The following is a 22,432-nucleotide window of genomic DNA, read 5'->3' on the forward strand; positions in this document are numbered from 1 at the left end:
CAAATTAAGTTTGAGTTTCGACTTAGTAAAAATTTACTTAAATATTCTATTTCCCTTCTCCAATGTTCATAAACGACGCCATAACTTCATCTAAATTAAATGAAGCAGGTTTTTGTCTTGGTGGATAATCCTTAAAAGAGGAAATCATTTTTCCAGCATAAGCTTGAGAAGCTCCTCCTAAAAATTGAATATGTTCTTCTAACCATGTGTAATAGTTATTAGAATTATGTTGAGCGCGCTCGAACGGATCCATACGTAAATCGAAAATTAAAGGTACACGTAACTGCACGAATGGATACATCCACACGCCAAATTTAGATGATTGCTGCTCCATAAATACTAATTTCCAACGGTCGTAACGCATGGCTACTAACTGTCCATCATCATTCCAGTAATAAAATTCTCGTCTTGGCCAGTTTGTGGCACCGTATTCGTTCTTAGATTCTTTTTTCTCTCCAGTTAAAAATGGCAATAAATTATAACCGTCTAGATGCACTTTATACCCTTTATATCCTGAAGCTAATTTCTCTTTAATATCGGTTACACCTGCAGCCGCCATTAAAGTAGGTACCCAGTCGTTCCCTGCCACTATATTGTTAACAACCGAACCAGCCGGAATTTTATTAGGCCATTTTACTATACATGGTACTCTATATGCACCTTCCCAGTTTGTGTTTTTTTCACCTCTAAATGGCGTTATACCACCATCTGGCCACATATTAAAGTGCGGACCGTTATCTGTAGTATACACTATAATAGTATTTTCTTCTAGCCCTTTGTCTTTTAAATATTGTAAAAGTTGTCCTACCTGATCGTCGTGCTGAATCATACCATCTGCATAAAAATTCAACCCTGATTTCCCTTTATATTCTTCTGGCGGATGCGTTACATAATGCATTCTAGTTGTATTAAACCATAAGAAAAATGGCTTACTTGCATTTTTATCGACAAACTTTTTGGCTGCATCTAAAAACTCTTGGTCTACAGTTTCCATACGTTTTTTAGTTAATGGCCCTGTATCTTCTACTTTTCCATCGGCTGTAGATCTAATAACGCCTCTTGGCCCAAACTGCTTACGAAACTCTGGGTTTTTAGGGTAATCGTCTAATTCTGGCGTTTCTTCTGCATTTAAATGGTATAGGTTTCCATAAAACTCATCGAAACCGTGATTGGTAGGTAAAAATTCATCTAAATCCCCTAAGTGATTTTTACCAAACTGACCTGTTGCATACCCAAGAGGTTTTAACATTTCGGCCAAGGTTGGATCTTCTTTTTGAATCCCTAATTTAGATCCTGGAATGCCCACTTTTGTCATTCCCGTTCTTACAGGCATTTGTCCTGTTATAAAAGCAGCTCGTCCTGCTGTACATGATTGCTCTGCATAATAATCTGTAAAAATTGCTCCTTCGGCGGCAAGTTGATCTAAATTTGGAGTTTTAAACCCCATCATTCCACGATTGTTATAGCTTAAATTCCAATACCCTACATCGTCTCCCATTATTACGACGATATTAGGCTTTTTTTGCGCATTTGTAACTAATGGCACTAGCAATAAAACACCAATTAGTTTTAAAAGTAAATTGTTTTTCATAGGTTTTAATTGATTTTAGTGTTGAAGAATTGTATTAAAATACGAAAAATTAGATAATTACACTTAATTAAACTATAAACAGCAAAAAAATGTGTGTAACTGGAATAAATTCGCTTGAAACACAAAAACAAACATAAAAACTAATGAGAAAACCACCTTAGTTTGCGTGTTACCAATAGGTTAAATCGGAAATTTTAAACATTTAATATCGGTGATACACCTTTAGTATATTATCGACGATCAGTACAAAAGTAATTTCCTAGGAAACAACGCCACTGAACCGAAAAAAACACCAACGTATTGTATTGGATGTACCTAAAAAATTTGACACATGGTGACACACTATGACACAAACTGACCTGTTATGACCGGGTATGGTTGCCCCGGACTTAAAGTTGGTTCGTAAAGGAGGTTTTGTTCGAGTCTTGTTCGAGTCTCCTTCGGGAACGGTTCGGGTTTATATACCAAAATAGGGACCTCTTCCGAACAAAACACGAACCAAGCACGATTTAAACCCCAATAACAAGGCTCCAGACAAATCTATAACCCGATAAAAAATTAAAAAAACAAGAGTTGAAACTACAACCTAGACCTCACCATAGCTTATTGTTTTTCAGTAGAATAAACCAAAACATGTAACAATATAGAATAGACCATCTATTCCTTCAAAAACACAAAAAAATTAATACCGCAAAACCGAACGTACAACGTGAGGCTCTAAACGATCTTTACCATTCAAAAAATCTAATTGCATAATAAAATTACACTGCACAATTTCTCCACCCAAACGTTCTACCAATTTACAAACGGCTTCTGCCGTACCTCCAGTGGCCAGCACATCGTCGTGAATTAAAACGCGATCGCCTGCTTTAATAGCATCTTCATGAATCTCTAAAACATCGGTTCCATATTCTAAAGCGTAAGTTTCAGAAATAGTTTTACTTGGTAATTTCCCTGGTTTTCTAACCGGAATAAATCCTGCATTTAATTTCTGTGCGAGTAAAGTCCCGAAAAAGAATCCCCGAGCTTCCATACCCACAACTTTGTCTACAGGCTTGTCTCCTATTTGTGCTAATAAAGCGTCTAAACACAAAGCAGTAGCTTCTGGATTGTTTAATAAGGGTGTTAAATCTTTAAACACTATGCCTGGTTTCGGAAAATCCTGAATATCTCGAATGTAAGCTTCTATAGTTTTCATGTTTCAAATATAAAAAAAGGGTTTTAGTTTAATTCATAGAAAAGCCAACAGTTTCCATTTACTACATTTACTTTCTTATTTTTGTGTGAATTCTATAAAATCACCATGAATAAAATCACTTTAATCTGCTCTCTATTTTTATCTACCCTGCTTTTTTTCTCTTGCGAAATCCAAACTGATTTCAAATTACAAGAAGGCGATTTGCTGTTTCAAGATAGCGACTGCGGTCCGTTTTGCGACGCTATAGAAGCCGTAACGCAAAGTGTAGACAATTATAACTTTTCGCATGTTGGCTTAGTAATGAAAGATGAAAATGGCGATTTAAAAGTGATGGAAGCCATCTCGGCAGGTGTGGTATTAACATCATTAGACTCGTTTTTAAACCGAAGTTTTGATGCTCATAACAAACCCAAAGTTTTAGTTGGCCGATTAAAACCAAAATATAAAGCGCTTATTCCTGATGCGATTGCCTTTATTCATTCTAAAATGAATGCCCAATACGATGCTGTTTTCGATATTAACAACGATCGGTATTATTGCTCCGAATTGATTCATCTAGCCTTTAAAGCGGCTAACCATAACACACCTATTTTTAAAGAACAACCCATGACATTTAAAGCGCCAGACACGAAAGAAACCTATAAAATTTGGGAAGACTATTTTAAAGATTTAGGCCAACCCATCCCAGAAGGCGAACCCGGATTAAACCCCGGAGGCATGTCGCAATCACCATTTATAGACATCGTGCACCATTTTGGAGAGCCGAGTAAGACGTTGTTTTAATGTAACAATAGGTTGATGTAACAATGGTTTAATGTAGCAATGTAATAATTTGAAGATGAGATTCCTCATATCGTCGGAATAACAATCGAAGTGTCATTCAGAACGAAGGGCAGCGGAGTGAAGAATCTCCTTTTAGATGCAAGATTTTAGAACCCGGATTAAAGACGGATTGTTGTTTTGAAAATGGATTAATGTAGTAATTTGGATACATTAGATCAAAACGTCATGCTGAACTCGTTTCAGCATCTCATCCTGATTATTACACGTGCTCACATAATGAGACCTTGAAACGAATTCAAGGTGACGATTTGGGTTAATTTGAAGATTTGAAGATAAGGTTCCTCCTACCGTCGGAATAACAATCGAAGTGTCATTCAGAACGGAGCGCAGTGGAGTGAAGAATCTCTTTTTTTAGAAACAAGATTTTAGAGCAAGGATTAAAGACGGATTGGTTGATTTGAAAATGGATAAATGTAGTAATTTGGATATTTTAGATCAAAACGTCATGCTGAACTCGTTTCAGCATCCCATCCTGATTATTACACGTGCTAACTCAGTGAGACCTTGAAACGAGTTCAAGGTGACGATTTGGGTTAATTTGAAGGTTTGAAAACTAGATTCCTCCTATCGTCAGAATAACAATCGAAGTGTCATTCAGAACGAAGCGCAGCAGAGTGAAGAATCTTTTTTTTTAGAAACAAGATTTTAGAGCAAGGATTAAAGACGGATACGTTAATTTGAAAATGTATTAATGTAGTAGTTTGGATATATTAGATCAAAACGTCATGCTGAACTCGTTTCAGCATCTCATCCTGATTATAACACGTACTCACTCAGTGAGACCTTGAAACGAGTTCAAGGTGACGATTTGGGTTAATTTGAAGGTTTGAAAACTAGATTCCTCCTATCGTCGGAATAACAATCGAAGTGTCATTCAGAACGAAGCGCAGCAGAGTGAAGAATCTTTTTTTTTAGAAACAAGATTTTAGAGCAAGGATTAAAGACGGATACGTTAATTTGAAAATGGATTATTGTAGCAATTTGGATATGTTAGATCGGAGCGTCATGCTGAACTCGTTTCAGCATCTCATCCTGATTATAATACATGCTCACGTAATGAGACCTTGAAACGAGTTCAAGGTGACGATTTGGGTTAATTTGAAGATTTGATGATGAGATTCCTCCTATCGTCGGAATAACAATCGAAGTGTCATTCAGAACGCAACGCAGTGGAGTGAAGAATCATTTTTTAGAAACAAGATTTTAGAGCCAGGATTAAAGACAGATTAGTTGATTTGAAAATGGATTAATGTAGCAATTTGGATATATTAGATCGAAGCGTCATGCTGAACTCGTTTCAGCATCTCATCATGATTTATAACACGTACTCACTCAGTGAGACCTTGAAACGAGTTCAAGGTGACCATTTGGGTTAATTTGAAGATTTGAAGATAAGATTCCTCCTATCGTCGGAAGAACAAATCTAAGTGTCATTCAGAACGAAGCGCAGCGGAGTGAAGAATCTTTTTTTTTAGAAACAAGATTTTAGAGCCAGGATTAAAGACGGATTGGTTGATTTGAAAATGGATTAATGTAGTAATTTGGATACATTAGATCGGAACGTCATGCTGAACTCGTTTCAGCACCTCATCCTGATTATTACATGTGCTCACATAATGAGACCTTAAAACGAGTTCAAGGTGACCATTTGGGTTAATTTGAAGAAAAGATTATTTCTTTACAAGATACGATGAACCGCTTTACCTGAAAACAGAAAACCAAAATTGTCGAATAACAACAACAAATAAATAACAATGCAAACAGAAATTTACCCATGCTTATGGTTTAATACCGAAGCCAAAGCAGCTGCCAATTTTTACTGTACCGTGTTTAATGACTCCGAAATCCTTTCGGAAAACGATATGCTCGTAAATTTCAAAATCAACGGGAAGCGTTTTATGGGGTTAAATGGCGGTCCGAAATTTAAAATTAACGAATCTATTTCATTCTTTGTCTATTGCGGTTCCGATGCCGAAATAGAACGCCTTTACAAACAGTTAACTGTAGATGGCTCTATCCTCATGCCTTTAGGAGCCTACCCATGGAACCAAAAATATGCTTGGGTAAAAGACAAATTTGGCGTGTCTTGGCAATTAGATGTAGACCCAATTAATTCAACTCAAACCATAGTACCTGCTTTATTATTTACCGGCACTAAATTCGCTAAGCTTGAAGAAGCTTCTTCTTTTTACCAATCGGTTTTCCCGAATTCCATGCCCTTAATGTCTGCACCCTACGAATCACAATCTCCCGAAATTCCGGAAGACACAACCCTATTTACTCAATTTAAACTAAATGGCAATATTTTCAATGCCATGAGTAGCCCTGAAAAACACAACTTCGATTTTAATGAAGCGCTATCTTTTGTAGTTAGTTGCGACACACAAGAAGAAATCGATTTTTTATGGGATTCCCTTACAACTCAAGGCGGAGAGGAGAGTCAGTGTGGTTGGTTAAAAGATCAATACGGAGTGTCTTGGCAAATTGTACCAACGATTTTAGAATCTTTAATGCAGGATCCGGAACGCGCTCCTAAAGTAATGGAAGCCTTTCTAAAAATGAAGAAGTTTAATATTGAAACCTTGTTGAAAGCGTAGTTTTTATTTAAAAGAAACAAGATTGGTTGAATTGAAAATGAAATTTCTCCTTTTCTCGTAATAACAATCGGAGCGTCATGCTGAACTCCTTTCTGCATCTCATCCTGATTTATAACACGTACTCACGTTATGAGGCCTTGAAACGAGTTCAAGGTGACCATTTGGGTTAATTTGAAGTTTTAAAGATGAGATTCCTCCTATCGTCGGAATAACAATCGGAGCGTCTTACTGAATTCCTACATTCCACTAGGCATAATGTTCCATGATCCCATAACCCCAGTTCCTATCAATAGACTAAAAAAAAAGAACTCTTTACTTTTTGGCATTGCCCCAAAAAGTAACAAAAAAGTCTAGGATTACGAAACAGCATCTAAATGATATACTTGCATCCTAAATTTTAGGAACTCGCCTAGAATGATTAAAACTACATACAAAATACGTTTGGCTCAAACAGCCTAAAATTTTACGGATACTGCGTTGCTCATTTTACGATACTTTTTCGATGGACCATATTAAAACCAACTAATAGTTAACGCTTTGGTTGGTTTAAGACCATATCCCGAAGTGTCATTCAAAACGCAGCGCAGCGGAGTGAAGAATCTTTTTTTTCTAGAAACAAGATTTTAGAGCCAGGATTAAAGACGGATAAATACAAGTTTAACAATCTCATGAAAAATGAAAACTGAGAACTAACAAATGGCATCAATCAACTAACAACCAAAATTTGTAGTTATGGTTCTCATTTAAACACTTCACTTTATTCTTCAACAGATGTCAGTTCTACTTTCCCTGTTTTTAAACCCTTTCCTTTTACCTCTAGAATAATATCTCCCGGGTTCTGTGTGGCTTGAACAAGCACTACTAATTTCCCACTAAACAATTTCATAGTTGGTAAATGAAACTGTTCTAAAGAAGTGGCGTCCCCATTGCAGGAAGCGCGATAAACTCCGCCTTTACCTTTAACTTTAAATTGTAATTGATTTGTAGCTGTCGGACATGGGATACCGTTTTTGTCGACAACAGAAACCTCAACATAAGACAAATCTTTTCCATCTGCTTGAATGGTTTTACGATCTGGAGTCAATACAATTTCATAGGGCTTTCCAGAAGTATGTATTTCCTTTTCCGCCACCGCATGTCCTGATTTATCAAAAGCCACAACTTTTACCGTTCCTGGCTCGTAAGTAACATCCATCCACATTAAACGGTACCGGTTTTGTGGTGTGCTTTTATTTTTGGTTTGTACGCCCATACTTTTTCCGTTGACAAATAATTCGGCACTATCGTAATTCGTATAGACAAACACCGGTGTTATTTCCCCTTCTCGTCCTTCCCAATTCCAATGCGGTAAAATATGTAAGGTTTCTGCGTCAGTATTCCATCGACTTCTATATAAATAAAACCGATCTTTTGGCAACCCTGCTAAATCCGAAATTCCGAAGTAAGAACTCCGAGACGGCCATACATGATCGTAAGGCGTTGGCTCTCCCAAATAATCAAAACCTGTCCAAACAAATTCACCAATAACCCAAGGTTTATCGTCTTGCATGACAAAATCATCATCGGGCACATTCGACCAACTGCAATATTCTAAATCGTAAGATGAACTTTGAAAATCAAGATACATTTTCATCGCTGCCTTTTCTACTGGAAATTTATAAATACCACGCGAACTAACCGTTGAAGCGGTTTCTGACCCTAAAATAAACCCTTGCGGAAACTTCTCGTAAGCTTCCTCGTATAAATGCACACGATAATTTAAGCCTGGCACATCTAAAAGTGATGCAAATCCAGATTCCATAACTGCTTTTACCTGATCCATACCTACGGTAACGGGACGTGTAGGATCTTCACGATGAAAAATCTCTTGCAACCATTTCGCGCGCTTGACACCTTCCGCACCCCATTGGTCTGGCACTTCATTTCCCGAACTCCACATTACTACACTTGGATGATTTCTTGTAGCATGCACTAAATTCACGATATCTTTTTCTGCATAGTCATCAAAAAAACGATGGTAACCATGCTCTACTTTTGGTTTTTTCCACTCATCAAAACTTTCAGCTAAAAAAAGGAATCCCATTTCATCGCATAACTCTAATTGCTCTAAAGACGGCATATTATGCGAACTTCGAATTGCATTAGCTCCCAAATCCTTTAAAATTGTTAACTGTCGCCGTAAAGCTGCTGTGTTTATTGCAGTCCCCAACGGACCTAAATCGTGATGCAAACACACGCCTTTAAACTTTGTAGTTTTTCCATTTAACTGAAATCCGTGCTCGGCAGTATAATCTATTTCTCTAATACCAAATCGTGTAACTACTTCATCTTTTAATACCTTCCCAACATAAATTTGAGATACCGCCGTATATAAATATGGTGTTTCTGGGCTCCATAATTTTGGATTAGATACTTTTATATTCTGATCGAATTGATTTCCAAATTGCGTAGTACTGTTATTCGCTCCTACTTCATTTTTATCGGCATCATAAACTTTGGTTACCAAAGAAATACCATCACCCGAAGCTTTTGTTTTAACATTCACCTGAGCTTCAGTTTTACTAACGTAAGGGGTGGTTATAAATGTTCCCCACTGGTCTATACTTTCTTTGTTTTTAACAATTAGAGATACTTTTCTGTATAAGCCCGCACCTGGGTACCAGCGCGAAGAAAACTCTGGATTAGAGACTTCTACAGCTAAGGTGTTTTCTCCTGTACTTAGATCTTCTGAAATGTCGAAATAAAAATAGCTATACCCATACGCCCACTCACCAATTTTCTTTCCATTTAAATACACTCTAGGTTCGCTCATAGCCCCTTCAAAGAGCAAAATCACCTTTTTACCTTTTTCAAAATGAGGCACAGAAAATGTATTTCTATACCAGGCTGTTCCTATAAAGGGTAAAGCTCCAGTTCGTCCTGTTTTCTCGGCTGCCTCTTTTTCACCATTTTGAATTATGGCTACATTTTGCTTATCTATAGACTTATCAAACGGACCATAGATTGCCCAATCGTGAGGCACAGTTACACTTTCCCATTTTGAATCGTTGAACTCGATTTTATAAGCATTTGTTTGATGCCCTTTATTAAATTTCCAACCCTGTTCTAAAACTTGAATTGTTCGTGTTTGTGCGTGTATTAAGACCTGAAAACTAAAAAACAATACTAAAAATGCTCTAAAACTTTTCATAATTAGAATCTTTTATGAGTGAAAAACAAAGATATAACTTCCAAATTTGCTTCGTCTTTAAAACATCAAAATAGTATTAAATCAAACGATTTCATGCTAAAAAAACCGCCTTTTTAGTTATTTATTCATTAAAACTGTTTAAAATGCCTCTAGTTCGTTGTATTTTTACTTGATAATTTCTTAAACATCGAAATCATGGATATCGCGAAATACATAGATCATACGCTTTTAAAATCGTCTGCAACCGAGGAAGATATTACAAAACTTTGTAATGAAGCTCTTAAATATAATTTTTACTCGGTGTGCGTTAATAGTTTTTATGTACCCTTTGTAAAAAGCTTATTAAAAGGCTCTGATGTAAAAGTGTGTGCGACTATCGGATTTCCGCTAGGTGCCGTAACCACAGAAACTAAGGTATTCGAAACTAAAATGGCAATAGACCAAGGTGCCGAAGAAATTGATATGGTTTTACAGATTGGCATGTTAAAAGGCAAAGATTTTGAAATGGTACTCGAAGACATTAAAGCCGTAAAAGCTTGTATGGGAACAGTACCTTTAAAAGTAATTTTTGAAATTAGCGAATTGTCTGATGCCGAAATTATAAAAGCCAGCGAACTTAGTATTAAAGCACATGCAGATTTTATAAAAACCTCAACTGGATTTTCTGCTAGCGGTGCCACCTTGTCTGCAGTAAAACTTATGAAAGAAACGGCAAACGGCCGAGCTAAAGTAAAAGCTTCTGGCGGTATTAGAGATTTAGAAACTTGCTTACAATTTATTGAAGCGGGTGCCGACCGTATCGGAACCTCGTCTGGTGTAGATATAGTTGAAGCCTACAATGCCCAACAATAAATTAATTTGTATTTTAAGGAATCTAAGTAATATTTAAACTATGAGCATACATATTGAAGCCGAAAAAGGAGCTATTGCCGAAACCATTTTATTACCAGGAGACCCTTTGCGTGCCAAATGGATTTCTGAACATTATTTAGAAAATGCCGTATGTTTTAATACGGTTAGAAATATGTTTGGATACACAGGAACGTACCAAGGCAAACGTATTTCGGTGATGGGTACAGGTATGGGTATCCCGAGCATATCAATCTATGCTACAGAACTTATTACCGATTTTGGTGTTAAAAATTTAATCCGTGTAGGAAGCGCCGGATCGTATCAAAAAAATATAAACATTCGCGATATTGTTATAGCCATGGCGGCATCGTCGTCTGGAATTAATAAAACTCGTTTCCTAGGAGCAGATTTTGCCCCAACTGCAAGTTTCGAATTGTTTCAACGGGCTGTAGACGTTGCTAAAAACAAAAACATTCCTATAAAAGCCGGAAATGTATTATCGAGCGACGAATTTTATGCCGACGATTTCGATTCGTATAAAAAATGGGCAGATTTTGGAGTACTATGTGTAGAAATGGAAGCTGCCGGATTATATACCGTGGCCGCAAAACACAAGGTGAATGCCTTGGCCATACTAACCATTTCGGACTCCTTAGTTACCGGAGAACATACCACCGCTAAAGAACGTGAAACCACGTTTAACGATATGATTAAAATTGCATTAGACTTAGCTTAAACATGGCTTATGAAACGGATTCTAGTTACAGGAGCGACAGGAAATATTGGACGCGAAGTGATTCATTTTCTAAGTGAACCACCTCGAGACTTTACAGTTATTGCAGCAGTACGCTCTATTGAAAAAGCCAAACAACAGCTTGCTACCTATCCGGAATTAGAATATTCGGAATTCGATTTTGAAACAGAAGCCACTTTTAACGCTGCTTTTAAGAATATCGACATCCTGTTTCTATTAAGACCACCTCAAATTTCGGATGTGAATGCTGTGTTTAAACCGCTGTTACAAGCTGCCAAATCACAAAATATTAGCAATATCATTTTTTTATCTGTACAAGGTGTGGAGAGCAGCAAAGTGATTCCGCATCATAAAATTGAAATGCTAATTAAAGCCTTTAATTTCAATTATATCTTTGTGAGGCCGAGCTATTTTATGCAAAATCTAATCACGACCTTAAGCCCCGAAATCCAAGCTACTAACTCTATCACCTTACCTTCGGGAGATGCAAAATTTAATTGGGTCGATGTAAAAAATATTGGAGAAGCCGTGGCTTGTTTTGCTAAATCTTTCGAGGAGTATGCCAATCAGGCTTTCGACATTACTGGGACTGAAAACAAGAGTTTCCCCGAGGTTATCTCGAAAATCAATAGCCTTACAAATCAAGGTTTAAAATTCATTTCAGTTAACCCCTTTCGGTTTTATTTCAAAAAACGAAAAGCAGGGCTTCCTAAAGATTATGCGATAGTTATGACGCTTTTGCATACATTACCCCGATTCCAAAAAGCACCACAACGGTCTGACACCTATTTTAAACTCACGGGAAAACAACCAACACTTTTAAGTGATTTTATTAAAAGAGAACGCGCTCAGTTTGTAAATTTTTAGTAAATTAGTAGAGGACAAAAATGTGGATAGTTATGGTTGCAACTCTAAATAAATGGATAAAAACCCCAACTAAAAAACAAGTAATATTATTTACTTCGTTTTGGCTACTAGGGGTACTTTTGTTAGTGCTTTCTGTTACTGATAATTTCCAAGCGAGTATTATTCAAAAGAAAATATTGCGATTTCTGTGTTAATTTTAGTTTCGTTTTCAAAATTATTTCAAGTCTATAAAAACTATTTTTCGCCTTCTAAGTAATCGGTTATTCCTTATTTAAATGATTACAATAAACCACAAGAAAAAGCGATTTAACTTTAACTTACTTTCAGGGATTGTTTGGGCACTTTTCTTTATAGTGAAACTTATATTTTCTGAAGACAACTCCTTAAACCTACTGGAATATGGTTGGTTAATACTGTCTTTATTATATTTTTTTATATACTATTTCGAGCGATTTAAGCCGTATATTACTATTGATAATGATGTTATTTGCAGGTATGCACCTTTCCCGAAACGTATAAACATTCCGGATATTATTAAAGTGAAACATTTTGCAGGAGAATATAGTATTGAGACAACTTCTACATCTATGAAAATTCAGCTGTCATCAATAAGCGAATCAGACCTATCTAAACTTAAGTCGGTTATAGAACAACTTCAAATAAAAACGAACTTAGTTTAAAATTATGAACCGTATTCACTTCATTCGAATCGATAAAAACCCAATACATTTAACGTTAACTATAACTTTAGTTATTTGTCTACTTATTGCCGTAATAGAACCTTTCCATCTAGAAAACCCTAAACTTTATAAAACCTTTTATTTAATTGGAATGTTTCTGCTAATGGTTTTAAATGGACGATTATTTTGGTTTAAAAACGCTGTACAATGGAACAAAAAAGGGATTGTTATAAAACTCAACACGGTCTTTAAGCATAAGAGTATAGCTTTTGAGCAGATTACCGGTGCTGAAATTATTAAGAACACCTTAATTATTTCTAGGCAAAGCAAAAAATCCGCGGGCTTTAACTTACAAAACATTGATTCTTCGGACACGGAAAAACTCTTAGACATTTTACATAGGCATAGTGAGATACCAGCTTAGAGTTACCAAAAACCTAATAGCAGGTTACAACCTGCTACTAAAAACTTCATGCCACTTTAATTTAAATTATACTACTTATCTTAAAGTAGTTTAAAAAACAAAAACATGGTATATAAAACTTGATTTAAAATTGATTGGTTAGAAATGATTATTATCTTGTTCTCAACAATTTTTGCTGGAGTAATGTCTTCCAGTGATTTAGAAAACAACTCTATCTACTGTGGTCTATTATTAATAAGTGCAGCGGGTATTTTAATAAAAAAGAGGACAAAAACACCTAGTAAGAACCAAAGAAGTAAATGATTATGCTTTACATTTTTGATTATATTTTACAGGAATTGCCTTAAAAACATCATTGAACCTCAATGAATCACCATATTTAACTATCTCATACAATGCAGACTGAAAATTTAATCACGAAATTCTACACTTCTTTTTCTAACGGAGACATAAATGGCATGTTGGCATGTTACCATAAGGAGGTTGTTTTTCAGGACCCTGTTTTTGGAAAGCTAAAAGGAGAAAGAGCTTTTAAAATGTGGGAGATGTTACTGTCTCAGAAAAAAGAAACCACCATAATTACCTTTCAAGATGTGCAAGCCACTACAGAATGTGGTTCTGCCAATTGGGTTGCGACCTATCTTTATGGTGATAAAAAACGGAAAGTCACAAATCGTGTCCATGCCAATTTTAAATTTAAAGATGGTAAAATTATAGAGCATATAGACACGTTCGACTTGTGGACTTGGACCAAACAAGCTATGGGTGTACCAGGATATTTACTAGGATGGACGGCCTTTATGAAACATAAAATTCAAGAAACGACGAACAAAAACCTAGATCGATTTATCGAGAAAACTTCAAAGTAAGTTCAGTTTAATTTACATCAAATTTTTCAGCCTAAACCCATGTCATTTGAACACACCATGTTCTAATGATTCCCTTAAGAAATAGACAAACACTCAAGGATTCTCCATTAGTCTTCAATCTCTTTACTATCGACTCCTAAATATTTAACAATATCTGAAGGATTTGTAATAAGCACACTTTCCTTACCATTAATAACAATGCAGCCCGTTAAAACTTCAGGCTGATTTTGCAAAACTTTAATCCAGTCTTCTTCACTAAGGTTGACATAGTCATCTCCGTAGTTTTTTACAAAGTTAGGATGTTCTTCATCTACTAAACTTGGTATAGTTGTACCCAAATGCGATGCAATTTCTGCCCACTGCGTGCCAGTAATTTTTGTTTTCGAAATATCTATACTCAATAATTTTTTATCGGATGCTTCGGCATAAGCCAAGGTTTGTTTCCCGATAGAGGTTTCCGAATTATAAATTAATGTCATTTGCTTTTCATCTTCTGCTAAAACTCCCATAATGTTCATAATTTAATGTTTTTATATATTTTACTTTAATTTGTTAATTTTTCAAGCCAATTCTGCTACTAACCTCATTTTCTACGGTATTAGAGAAAGCAAGTATTTTGTACAAAATAGAGACTTCTCTTCTATGCCCTCTGCGCTAAATAACAGATCTCGTTTATAATACGAATCGTCACCTTGAACTTGTTTCAAGGTCTCACTGAGTGAGCACGTATTATAATCAGGATGAGATGCTGAAACACGTTCAGTATGACGCTCCGATTAATTATTTTCAACCCAACGAATCCGTCCTAAATCCTGGTTCTAAAATCTTGTTTCTAAAAAAAAGATTCTTCACTCCGCTGCGCTTCGTTCTGAATGACACTTCGTTTTATCATTCCTACGAAAGAAGGAATCTCATCTTCAAATCTTCAAATCTTAACATCTTCTAATTAACCCAAATCGTCACCTTGAACTTGTTTCAAGGTCTCACTGAGTGATCACGAATTGTAACCAGGATGAGATGCTGAAACACGTTCAGCATGACGCTCCGATTAATTATTTTCAACCCAACGAATCCGTCCTAAGTCCTGGTTCTAAAATCTAGTTTTTAAAATAAGATTCTTCACTCCACTACGCTTCGTTCTGAATGACACTTCGATTTGTCTTTCCGACGGCAGAAGGAATCTCATCTTCAAATCTTCAAATCATAACATTTTCAAATCTACCAACCCGTCCTTATTCCTGACTCTAGACTCCTGACTCCAAAAAACAAACCAACCCATCCTCTTCTATCGTTTTAACGTGAGTACCGTAATTTCTGGTCGCATTCCTAATCGTCCTGGAAACCCTAACCAGCCCAAGCCCCTGGTGACATATAAATACTGATTTGTTTCTTTATATAAGCCTGCCCAATGTTTGTATTTATACTTTATTGGACTCCATTTTTTATTCCTAATTCTAATTCCTGCCTGCATCCCGTGCGTATGGCCAGCGAGTGTTAAGGCAATATTGGTATGCGCTACAACTTCTTCGCTCCAATGTGTAGGGTCGTGAGACATCAATATTTTAAAATCGGATTCGGTTACATGTGCTAAACTTTTCTCTAAATCGCCATATTGCTTAAATGGCGGAATTCCCCAATTTTCGACACCTACAATATGAATATGTTCGTTATTTTTTGAAATCACATCAGATGTATTCAAGAGCAACTTAAAATTTATAGTATCGTAAAACTGTTTTACCTCATCTAAATTTGCAGCTTTCTCTGCTTCCGTTTTCCATAAACTATAATCGCCATAATCATGATTCCCTAAAACAGCATACTTTTTAATATTGGGAGACAGTTTTAAAAAACTAGATTCCCAACCTTTTAGTTCCCAAGCATAATTATTTACCAAATCGCCCGTAAAACACAACACATCGGGCTTTAAATTATTGATAATTTCTACTGCCCGATCTAGCACTTTATAGCGGTAGTTTAAACTTCCCAAATGCAAATCTGAAATATGTACTATTCGTAAGCCTTCGAAAGTTTTTGGCAAATCGGTATGATGCACCGTAACATGATAGGTTTTAAAATTATATACCGCTTTAAAAACCGCATATACTATAGCCAAAAATGGTAACAACCACGCTATAACACCTAAAACAGCGACGAGCCAAAGCTGGTCTGATTTAGAAAACGCAGTATGCGATAGGGTGAAAATACTTATAAAAATCACGAAAATAATTTTAGGCACAAACGATGCCACTGTAATACCGTAAAACGACGAGATTAACAGTTGTTTTCGTTTCACATCGATATGATCTAATCGTAATTTAAGTACAATAATTGCTGTTACCAACCCCAATGAAAAAAAGATAAACACACCGTTTATTATGGTTCTAAACACAGGAGAAGGAATGTATTTTAGTATGGCCTGAATCCAATAAAACGTCACCGCATCGACCAACAATATAGCAAGACATAACAATAAAATAACTGAAAGCGAATACGACTTCATAATAGTAGAATACTTTAGGAAGTATAAAAATACTACTTAAAGCAAGAACAAACTAACGCAATCAAAACAGAACCTTACTCTATTCGAAATTGGTCAATAATTTAATAAAATCTCACCCTATTTACACATAATTATGAAATACAAACCTCAAAATTTTATTACACTCACAAAAAAACTATACAGCTATTTTTAATTGAATTTATTTCGTTATATTCGACAAGACATAACGGTTTAAAACATGATATCAGTACAACAAGCTTTACATATAATAGATACGACAGTAGTGCCAAATCGCATTAAAAAAGTAAAAATAGCGAAAAGTCTAGGTTGTATTTTAGCCGAAGATATTACGGCTCCCATACACATGCCGTCGTTTAGACAATCGGCCATGGATGGTTATGCTATTATTTGGAGTGAAAGCGCAAAATACACATTAACTGATGAAGCAAAGGCTGGTGATGCTCAAGATTTAAGCTTAAAGCCTTTTGAAGCGGTTCGAATTTTTACTGGAGCTAAAGTACCAGACCAAGCCGACACCGTAGTCATGCAAGAACATGTGTCTAAAATAGAACACGATTTAAGCATTAACATAATGCCCAATAAAGGCGCTAATGTGAGACCGATTGGCGAGCAGGTTAAAGAAGGAGATATAGTATTAAAAAAAGGAAGTGTTTTAAATGAAGCCGCTATAGGGTTTTTATCGGGTTTAGGGCTTACAAAAGTTGCCATTTATTTACCTCCAAAAATTTCGATTTTAGTTACAGGTAATGAATTACAAAAACCAGGTAAACCACTTAAACCGGGTAAGATTTACGAGAGTAATGCTGTAATGCTACAAACGGCTTTAAAGCGGTTTGGTATTAACGACATTAAAACGTTTAAAGCAAAAGACACCTTAAAAGCAACTAGAAAAAGCATAAAAAAAGCACTAAAATTTAGCGACATCGTTCTTATTTCGGGAGGAATTTCTGTAGGAGATTACGATTTTGTAAAAGAGGCTCTAGATAAAAATCATGTAGATGAGATGTTTTATAGGTTAAATCAGAAACCAGGAAAGCCACTTTGGTTCGGAAAAAAAGACCATCAGTTTGTCTTTGCGCTACCAGGAAATCCGGCTTCTGTACTTACCTGTTTTTACGTATATGTTTTACCTATATTAAAAAAATTCTCTGGATTAACAGCTTATCATTTACCTCAAATTCAGGCAAAATCTGCCACAGCATTTAAAAACACCACAGGTAAAACGTTATTTTTAAAAGCGTATTACAACGGCGAGGATGTGACTATTTTGCAGGGTCAGCAATCCTCGATGCTACATGCATTTGCAAGTAGTAATGTCTTAGTAAAAATTCCAGAAAATTTAGAAAACATTGCGATAAACGACACAATAACCTGTATAAAATTAGACGGCCATGGAAGTTAAAAGCAGAATTTGGATAGAAAAAGACGGCAAGCCTTTTATAGGCTATGGTAAGGTTGAACTGCTAAAAAAAGTAGACAGTGAACATTCTATAACTGCTGCAGCCAAAGCTTTAAACATGTCTTACAAAAAGGCATGGAATTTATTAAACGATATGGAGCAATTAGCCGAACAACCTTTATTGGTTAAGCATATAGGCGGAAAATCTGGAGGCAGCTCTGTTTTAACCACTTATGGAAAACAGCTAATTAACGATTTTGAACAGCTTAATGATAAATGTGAAACCTTTTTAAATACCGAATTTAAATTAAATACTAATGGAGTTTCTTAGCACCAACTTTTTTATTCTATTTGCCATCATCCTTATCTGCATTTCATTTTTATATGCATCTGTAGGGCATGGTGGTGCAAGCGGATATTTAGCATTAATGGCGCTATTCTCCTTCCCTATTTTAGTAATAAAACCAACCGCTTTATTGCTTAATATTTTTGTTAGCGGTATTTCCTTTTGGTATTTTAAAAAGAATAAACATTTTAATTGGAAGCTATTTTATCCTTTTGCCATAACCTCTATTCCTGCGGCCTTTATTGGAGGGTATTTATCTATTAACACCACTCTTTACAAACAAATATTAGGAGTGTTTTTAGTGATTGCAGTATTACGGATTTTAGGTGTCTTCGGAAAAGAGCAAACCGAAAAGAAACCTATTAATATCCCCTTAGCTTTACTTGTTGGCTGTGGTATTGGACTATTTTCTGGAATGATTGGCATAGGAGGCGGAATTATTTTAAGTCCCATTATTTTACTATTGGCTTGGGGAAACACTAAAGAATCGGCAGCTGTTTCTGCCCTATTTATATTTGTAAATTCTATTTCGGGAATCATCGGGTTTCTTTTAAAAAACGAAAGTTTCCCAACCGAATCGTTTTACCTTATTCCTTTTGCAATTATCGGGGGAACCTTAGGCGCGATGTATGGCAGCCAGAAGTTTTCAAACGTAAAATTAACTTACGTGTTATCGTTCGTTTTAATATTAGCATCATTTAAATTATTTCTATTTTAATGCAAACTAAAAAACACATATCAATCTATATTCTTTGCGGTGGAAAAAGTTCCAGAATGCAAACAGAAAAGGGTTTGGTCGTGTTTAATGAAAAGCCTTTTATAGAATGGATTTTAGATGCAGTAAAACCCATTTCGAATCAGATATTTTTAATTACTGAAAACACAGATTATAGCATTTATAACTATCCGTTAATTGCAGATATACATAAAAATAAGGGGCCTGTTGGAGGTATACACACCGCACTAAAACATACTAGTACGCAGCAAAATTTAATTTTAAGTTGCGATATCCCTATGATTTCTACCCATATTTTAACACGCTATTTAATCAATTCAAAAGTGATAAATTCAGACATCGCCTTTGTTTCCGATAGCACACGAGATTACCCATTAATTGGTATGTATAGCACAAACAATCTACCCAAGTTTGAAAATGCTATTAATCGAAATCATTTAAAATTAATGAGTTTAATACAAGACTCTACTTTTCATCGCATACAAGTGGCTTCGAAAGATTTTAAAGCCCTTTATAATATAAACACCAAAGACGAATTGCAAACCTTAATACAAAGTGAATCATGAAAAAAACAGAAATGCAACCCAAAGTTACACTTGTTGGCGCTGGTCCTGGAGATCCTGATTTGCTAACTTTAAAAGCCGTGAAAGCGCTAAAAAAAGCTAAAGCCGTATTATACGATGCTTTAGTGAATGAAGAGATTTTAGACCATGCACCCAATGCTGTAAAATTATATATTGGAAAACGCAAAGGCAACCACAGTTATACCCAAGATCAGATTAACGATTTGTTGGTGAGTTATGCTAAAAAATATGGTAAAATAGTAAGACTAAAAGGCGGTGATCCTTTTGTATTTGGTCGCGGAAAGGAAGAAACCGATTATTTAGAAGGTTTCGGAATTAAAACTGCCATTATACCAGGTATTACTTCTGCGATTGCCGTACCTGCATCTGTAGGGATACCAGTTACAAAACGCCGTGTGTCAGAAAGTTTTTGGGTCATTACCGGTACAACTTCTAGTCGTACATTGTCGACCGATGTAAAGTTAGCAGCACAATCTACCGCTACAGTCATCATTTTAATGGGGATGTCTAAACTGTCGGAAATCGCAGACATTTACAAAGCCAACAATCGTGAAGATATGCCTGTAGCAATCATTCAAAACGGTACAAAAAAAGAAGCTCAACAAGCTATTGGAACCATGAGTACTATAGTGGATTTAGTGGCCGAAAAACAATTATCATCGCCTGCTATTATCATTATTGGCGAGGTTGTAAACGGGCATAAAAGTTTGCTTACTTATTTTAACGAACAGTTTATGGAAGACGATTTTATATATCAGAATTTAGACATAGAACCTATAACCGCATAACATGGAACGAAACGAATTATATCCTATATTTTTAAAAGTAAACCAACTCGATGTGCTTATAATTGGCGGTGGAAATGTAGGTTTAGAAAAACTTGGCTTTTTATTAAAATCGAGTCCGAATGCGAATGTAGAAGTCATTTCTAAAGATTTTATACCTGAATTAAAAACACTTGCAGCACAGCACCCGCATGTTAAATTAACTCAAAAAGCCTATGAGGTTTCAGATTTAGAAAAACGCCATATGGTTATTGGGTGTACCGATGATTTAGAAGTAAATTTACAAATTAACCAAGATGCAAAAGCAAAGCATCTTATTGTAAATATTGCAGACACGCCAGACCAATGCGATTTTTATTTAGGTGGTATAGTTACTAAAGGCCATGTAAAAATTGCTATTTCAACAAACGGAAAATCACCTACAACAGCCAAACGTTTACGACAGTTTTTAGAGGAGGTCATCCCCGATAATATTACCGATTTTGTATCGAATTTAAATGCCTATAGAAAAACTTTAAAAGGTGATTTTCAATATAAAGTAGACGAATTAAACAAAATAACCGAAGGTTTAGTTTCTAAAAAGAATAAGTATGATAACAATAAAATATTTTGGTCAGCTTACCGAACACACCCATTGCAGTGAAGAACAAATTGTTTTTAAACCGGTAAAATTATCTGAACTGGTGCACGATATAAACACCAAATACAATTTTAATCCGAAGTCATTTCACGTGGCTTTAAACCAGAAATTAATTCAAGAATCTGAAGATGTTACGCTTCAACTTCAAGACGAAATCGCATTTTTACCACCTTTTGCAGGCGGATAAGAACTAACTATAAAATTAAAACCAATGAAAAAGAATAATGTATTTATCGATGGCCCTATTTCACCTGAATATATTGCTAATTCTATAGCAAAACACCAAAGCAAACACAGTATTGGTGGTCATAATATTTTTTTAGGTCAGGTTCGTGCAGACGATATTGAAGACCGAACTGTTGCCGCAATAGACTTTACAGCTTACGAAGATATGGCTTTAGAGCAAATTGCCGAAATCCGTGAAAAAGCATTTAAAACCTTCGATTTAACCTGCCTTCATATTCACCATAGCTTAGGAAAAATTAAGGCTGGAGAGATTTGTTTTTTTGTTTTTGTATCGGCTAAACACAGCAAAGAAGTATACGATGCAACAGAATATTTAGTAAACATAGTAAAAAAGAAAGTGCCCATTTTTGGTAAAGAAATCTTTGAAGACGACACCCACCAATGGAAAACAAATACCTTATAAGATGGTAGATATTACCCACAAAATACACACCTTACGCACAGCGACAGCGACAGCAATTGTTAAAGTTAGTAAAGCCGAAACTATTGAAGCCATACAGAAGAATTTAGTTCCGAAAGGGAATGTATTCGAAATGGCTAAAACTGCGGGGCTTTTTGCTGTAAAAAACACGCATACCGTTATTCCAGATTGTCATCCGTTACCTATTGAATTTACTTCGGTAAATTATAACATTGAAGGCTTAGAAATACACATTATTTTTAATGTAAAAACCATTTATAAAACGGGGGTAGAAGTTGAAGCCATGCACGGTGCTTCTGTTGTGGCGCTTACCATGTACGACATGCTAAAACCTATCGATAAACAGATAGAAATTGGCACCATTAAATTGGTCAAGAAAAAAGGAGGCAAAAGTAGTTTCCCAAACAAGCAAATTTCCACATTAAACGCGAGTGTTATTGTGTGTTCCGACACGATTTCTGAAGGTAAAAAAGAAGATTTTGCTGGAAAGGCCATCATTAAAAAGCTGGAAGCAAACGCTGTTACCATTTCAAATTACGAAGTGATTCCCGATGAAGTTGACTTAATAAGAAGTAAAGCACTTGACCTAGCAGAACACCATAATTTAGTTATTTTTACAGGAGGCACAGGGTTATCGTTCCGCGATGTTACACCAGAAGCCTTAGAGCCTATTTTAGAGCGTCGTATTCCAGGTATTGAAGAAGCGATTAGAAGTTACGGGCAAAACAGAATGCCTTATGCTATGCTTTCGCGTAGTGTGGCCGGAACTATTGGAAATTGCTTAGTTTTAGCCTTACCAGGTTCTACCAATGGAGCAAAAGAATCTATGGATGCTGTATTTCCTCATGTACTGCATGTCTTTAAAATTTTAAGAGGTCAGCAACATTAA

Annotated in this window: 21 protein-coding genes; 16 read left to right on the top strand and 5 right to left on the bottom strand. The window is 35.8% G+C overall.

All coding sequences use genetic code 11. The features are described from left to right. Nucleotides 1-46: 46 nt before the first annotated feature. Nucleotides 47-1,591: an arylsulfatase gene (locus A9D35_RS07095; protein ID WP_066220907.1), complete on the bottom strand. Its 1,545-nt coding sequence runs from the start codon at nucleotides 1,589-1,591 to the stop codon at nucleotides 47-49. 682 nt (nucleotides 1,592-2,273) lie between these two features. Then, complete coding sequence (locus A9D35_RS07100; protein ID WP_066220909.1) at nucleotides 2,274-2,789, bottom strand: adenine phosphoribosyltransferase; 516 nt, start codon at nucleotides 2,787-2,789, stop codon at nucleotides 2,274-2,276. 105 nt (nucleotides 2,790-2,894) lie between these two features. Here A9D35_RS07100 and A9D35_RS07105 point away from each other — a divergent pair, with 105 nt between their 5' ends. After that, complete coding sequence (locus A9D35_RS07105; RefSeq protein ID WP_066220911.1) at nucleotides 2,895-3,572, top strand: YiiX/YebB-like N1pC/P60 family cysteine hydrolase; 678 nt, start codon at nucleotides 2,895-2,897, stop codon at nucleotides 3,570-3,572. Between the two features lie 1,814 nt (nucleotides 3,573-5,386). Next, nucleotides 5,387-6,229, top strand: a complete 843-nt coding sequence (locus A9D35_RS07110) for a VOC family protein (RefSeq protein WP_066220914.1) — start codon at nucleotides 5,387-5,389, stop codon at nucleotides 6,227-6,229. A gap of 757 nt (nucleotides 6,230-6,986) precedes the next feature. Here A9D35_RS07110 and A9D35_RS07115 read toward each other — a convergent pair. Beyond that, the gene (locus A9D35_RS07115; protein ID WP_066220917.1) at nucleotides 6,987-9,419 is read right to left on the bottom strand and encodes a glycoside hydrolase family 2 TIM barrel-domain containing protein; all 2,433 of its coding nucleotides are present in this window, start codon (nucleotides 9,417-9,419) and stop codon (nucleotides 6,987-6,989) included. A gap of 195 nt (nucleotides 9,420-9,614) precedes the next feature. Here A9D35_RS07115 and deoC point away from each other — a divergent pair, with 195 nt between their 5' ends. From deoC to A9D35_RS07145, 5 genes are all read left to right on the top strand, one after another. Then, complete coding sequence (gene deoC, locus A9D35_RS07120) at nucleotides 9,615-10,271, top strand: deoxyribose-phosphate aldolase (RefSeq protein ID WP_066220919.1); 657 nt, start codon at nucleotides 9,615-9,617, stop codon at nucleotides 10,269-10,271. Nucleotides 10,272-10,311: 40 nt separating this feature from the next. Continuing rightward, a complete protein-coding gene (gene deoD / locus A9D35_RS07125; RefSeq protein ID WP_066220922.1) occupies nucleotides 10,312-11,007 on the top strand; it encodes a purine-nucleoside phosphorylase in 696 nt (231 codons plus the stop codon). 9 nt (nucleotides 11,008-11,016) lie between these two features. After that, nucleotides 11,017-11,892 (top strand): NmrA family NAD(P)-binding protein, encoded by an 876-nt coding sequence (locus tag A9D35_RS07130; protein WP_066220925.1) that lies wholly within the window; start codon nucleotides 11,017-11,019, stop codon nucleotides 11,890-11,892. A gap of 275 nt (nucleotides 11,893-12,167) precedes the next feature. Beyond that, a complete protein-coding gene (locus A9D35_RS07135) occupies nucleotides 12,168-12,572 on the top strand; it encodes a hypothetical protein (protein WP_066220928.1) in 405 nt (134 codons plus the stop codon). A gap of 819 nt (nucleotides 12,573-13,391) precedes the next feature. Then, nucleotides 13,392-13,865 carry a nuclear transport factor 2 family protein gene (locus A9D35_RS07145; protein ID WP_066220933.1) on the top strand — a complete coding sequence of 158 codons (474 nt, stop codon included), beginning with the start codon at nucleotides 13,392-13,394 and terminating at the stop codon, nucleotides 13,863-13,865. A 107-nt stretch (nucleotides 13,866-13,972) separates the two neighbouring features. Here A9D35_RS07145 and A9D35_RS07150 read toward each other — a convergent pair whose 3' ends face one another. After that, the gene (locus tag A9D35_RS07150) at nucleotides 13,973-14,383 is read right to left on the bottom strand and encodes an arsenate reductase family protein (RefSeq protein ID WP_235817866.1); all 411 of its coding nucleotides are present in this window, start codon (nucleotides 14,381-14,383) and stop codon (nucleotides 13,973-13,975) included. A 767-nt stretch (nucleotides 14,384-15,150) separates the two neighbouring features. After that, on the bottom strand, nucleotides 15,151-16,365 hold the full coding sequence (locus A9D35_RS07155) for a metallophosphoesterase (RefSeq protein WP_066220936.1): 1,215 nt from the start codon (nucleotides 16,363-16,365) through the stop codon (nucleotides 15,151-15,153). A gap of 238 nt (nucleotides 16,366-16,603) precedes the next feature. On the opposite strand from A9D35_RS07155, the gene A9D35_RS07160 reads away from it, so the two are divergent. From A9D35_RS07160 to moaCB, 9 genes are read left to right on the top strand one after another with little or no spacing between them, the layout of a single operon-like run. After that, entirely contained in the window at nucleotides 16,604-17,788 is a 1,185-nt protein-coding gene (locus A9D35_RS07160) for a molybdopterin molybdotransferase MoeA (RefSeq protein WP_066220938.1), read from the top strand. Then, nucleotides 17,778-18,116 (top strand): winged helix-turn-helix domain-containing protein, encoded by a 339-nt coding sequence (locus A9D35_RS07165; protein WP_066220941.1) that lies wholly within the window; start codon nucleotides 17,778-17,780, stop codon nucleotides 18,114-18,116. The genes A9D35_RS07160 and A9D35_RS07165 overlap by 11 nt, the downstream gene beginning before the upstream one ends. Continuing rightward, nucleotides 18,103-18,849, top strand: a complete 747-nt coding sequence (locus A9D35_RS07170; protein ID WP_066220942.1) for a sulfite exporter TauE/SafE family protein — start codon at nucleotides 18,103-18,105, stop codon at nucleotides 18,847-18,849. The genes A9D35_RS07165 and A9D35_RS07170 overlap by 14 nt, the downstream gene beginning before the upstream one ends. After that, the gene (locus A9D35_RS07175; protein WP_066220945.1) at nucleotides 18,849-19,433 is read left to right on the top strand and encodes a molybdenum cofactor guanylyltransferase; all 585 of its coding nucleotides are present in this window, start codon (nucleotides 18,849-18,851) and stop codon (nucleotides 19,431-19,433) included. The genes A9D35_RS07170 and A9D35_RS07175 overlap by 1 nt, the downstream gene beginning before the upstream one ends. Further along, the gene (gene cobA / locus A9D35_RS07180) at nucleotides 19,430-20,239 is read left to right on the top strand and encodes a uroporphyrinogen-III C-methyltransferase (RefSeq protein WP_235817867.1); all 810 of its coding nucleotides are present in this window, start codon (nucleotides 19,430-19,432) and stop codon (nucleotides 20,237-20,239) included. The genes A9D35_RS07175 and cobA overlap by 4 nt, the downstream gene beginning before the upstream one ends. Before the next feature lies 1 nt (nucleotide 20,240). Continuing rightward, entirely contained in the window at nucleotides 20,241-20,879 is a 639-nt protein-coding gene (locus A9D35_RS07185; RefSeq protein WP_066220947.1) for a precorrin-2 dehydrogenase/sirohydrochlorin ferrochelatase family protein, read from the top strand. Next, complete coding sequence (locus tag A9D35_RS07190) at nucleotides 20,827-21,063, top strand: MoaD/ThiS family protein (protein ID WP_066220950.1); 237 nt, start codon at nucleotides 20,827-20,829, stop codon at nucleotides 21,061-21,063. The genes A9D35_RS07185 and A9D35_RS07190 overlap by 53 nt, the downstream gene beginning before the upstream one ends. A gap of 24 nt (nucleotides 21,064-21,087) precedes the next feature. Next, nucleotides 21,088-21,525, top strand: a complete 438-nt coding sequence (locus A9D35_RS07195) for a molybdenum cofactor biosynthesis protein MoaE (RefSeq protein WP_066220959.1) — start codon at nucleotides 21,088-21,090, stop codon at nucleotides 21,523-21,525. Between the two features lies 1 nt (nucleotide 21,526). Beyond that, entirely contained in the window at nucleotides 21,527-22,432 is a 906-nt protein-coding gene (moaCB, locus tag A9D35_RS07200) for a bifunctional molybdenum cofactor biosynthesis protein MoaC/MoaB (protein WP_066220961.1), read from the top strand.

The organism is Formosa haliotis, assembly GCF_001685485.1.
GTDB classification, from domain to species: domain Bacteria; phylum Bacteroidota; class Bacteroidia; order Flavobacteriales; family Flavobacteriaceae; genus Formosa; species Formosa haliotis.

Coding starts and splice junctions, on each gene's coding strand:
- A9D35_RS07095 (WP_066220907.1), bottom strand. CDS start 1,591: ATGAAAAACAATTTACTTTTAAAACTAATTGGTGTTTTATTGCTAGTG.
- A9D35_RS07100 (WP_066220909.1), bottom strand. CDS start 2,789: ATGAAAACTATAGAAGCTTACATTCGAGATATTCAGGATTTTCCGAAA.
- A9D35_RS07105 (WP_066220911.1), top strand. CDS start 2,895: ATGAATAAAATCACTTTAATCTGCTCTCTATTTTTATCTACCCTGCTT.
- A9D35_RS07110 (WP_066220914.1), top strand. CDS start 5,387: ATGCAAACAGAAATTTACCCATGCTTATGGTTTAATACCGAAGCCAAA.
- A9D35_RS07115 (WP_066220917.1), bottom strand. CDS start 9,419: ATGAAAAGTTTTAGAGCATTTTTAGTATTGTTTTTTAGTTTTCAGGTC.
- deoC (WP_066220919.1), top strand. CDS start 9,615: ATGGATATCGCGAAATACATAGATCATACGCTTTTAAAATCGTCTGCA.
- deoD (WP_066220922.1), top strand. CDS start 10,312: ATGAGCATACATATTGAAGCCGAAAAAGGAGCTATTGCCGAAACCATT.
- A9D35_RS07130 (WP_066220925.1), top strand. CDS start 11,017: ATGAAACGGATTCTAGTTACAGGAGCGACAGGAAATATTGGACGCGAA.
- A9D35_RS07135 (WP_066220928.1), top strand. CDS start 12,168: ATGATTACAATAAACCACAAGAAAAAGCGATTTAACTTTAACTTACTT.
- A9D35_RS07145 (WP_066220933.1), top strand. CDS start 13,392: ATGCAGACTGAAAATTTAATCACGAAATTCTACACTTCTTTTTCTAAC.
- A9D35_RS07150 (WP_235817866.1), bottom strand. CDS start 14,383: ATGAACATTATGGGAGTTTTAGCAGAAGATGAAAAGCAAATGACATTA.
- A9D35_RS07155 (WP_066220936.1), bottom strand. CDS start 16,365: ATGAAGTCGTATTCGCTTTCAGTTATTTTATTGTTATGTCTTGCTATA.
- A9D35_RS07160 (WP_066220938.1), top strand. CDS start 16,604: ATGATATCAGTACAACAAGCTTTACATATAATAGATACGACAGTAGTG.
- A9D35_RS07165 (WP_066220941.1), top strand. CDS start 17,778: ATGGAAGTTAAAAGCAGAATTTGGATAGAAAAAGACGGCAAGCCTTTT.
- A9D35_RS07170 (WP_066220942.1), top strand. CDS start 18,103: ATGGAGTTTCTTAGCACCAACTTTTTTATTCTATTTGCCATCATCCTT.
- A9D35_RS07175 (WP_066220945.1), top strand. CDS start 18,849: ATGCAAACTAAAAAACACATATCAATCTATATTCTTTGCGGTGGAAAA.
- cobA (WP_235817867.1), top strand. CDS start 19,430: ATGAAAAAAACAGAAATGCAACCCAAAGTTACACTTGTTGGCGCTGGT.
- A9D35_RS07185 (WP_066220947.1), top strand. CDS start 20,241: ATGGAACGAAACGAATTATATCCTATATTTTTAAAAGTAAACCAACTC.
- A9D35_RS07190 (WP_066220950.1), top strand. CDS start 20,827: ATGATAACAATAAAATATTTTGGTCAGCTTACCGAACACACCCATTGC.
- A9D35_RS07195 (WP_066220959.1), top strand. CDS start 21,088: ATGAAAAAGAATAATGTATTTATCGATGGCCCTATTTCACCTGAATAT.
- moaCB (WP_066220961.1), top strand. CDS start 21,527: ATGGTAGATATTACCCACAAAATACACACCTTACGCACAGCGACAGCG.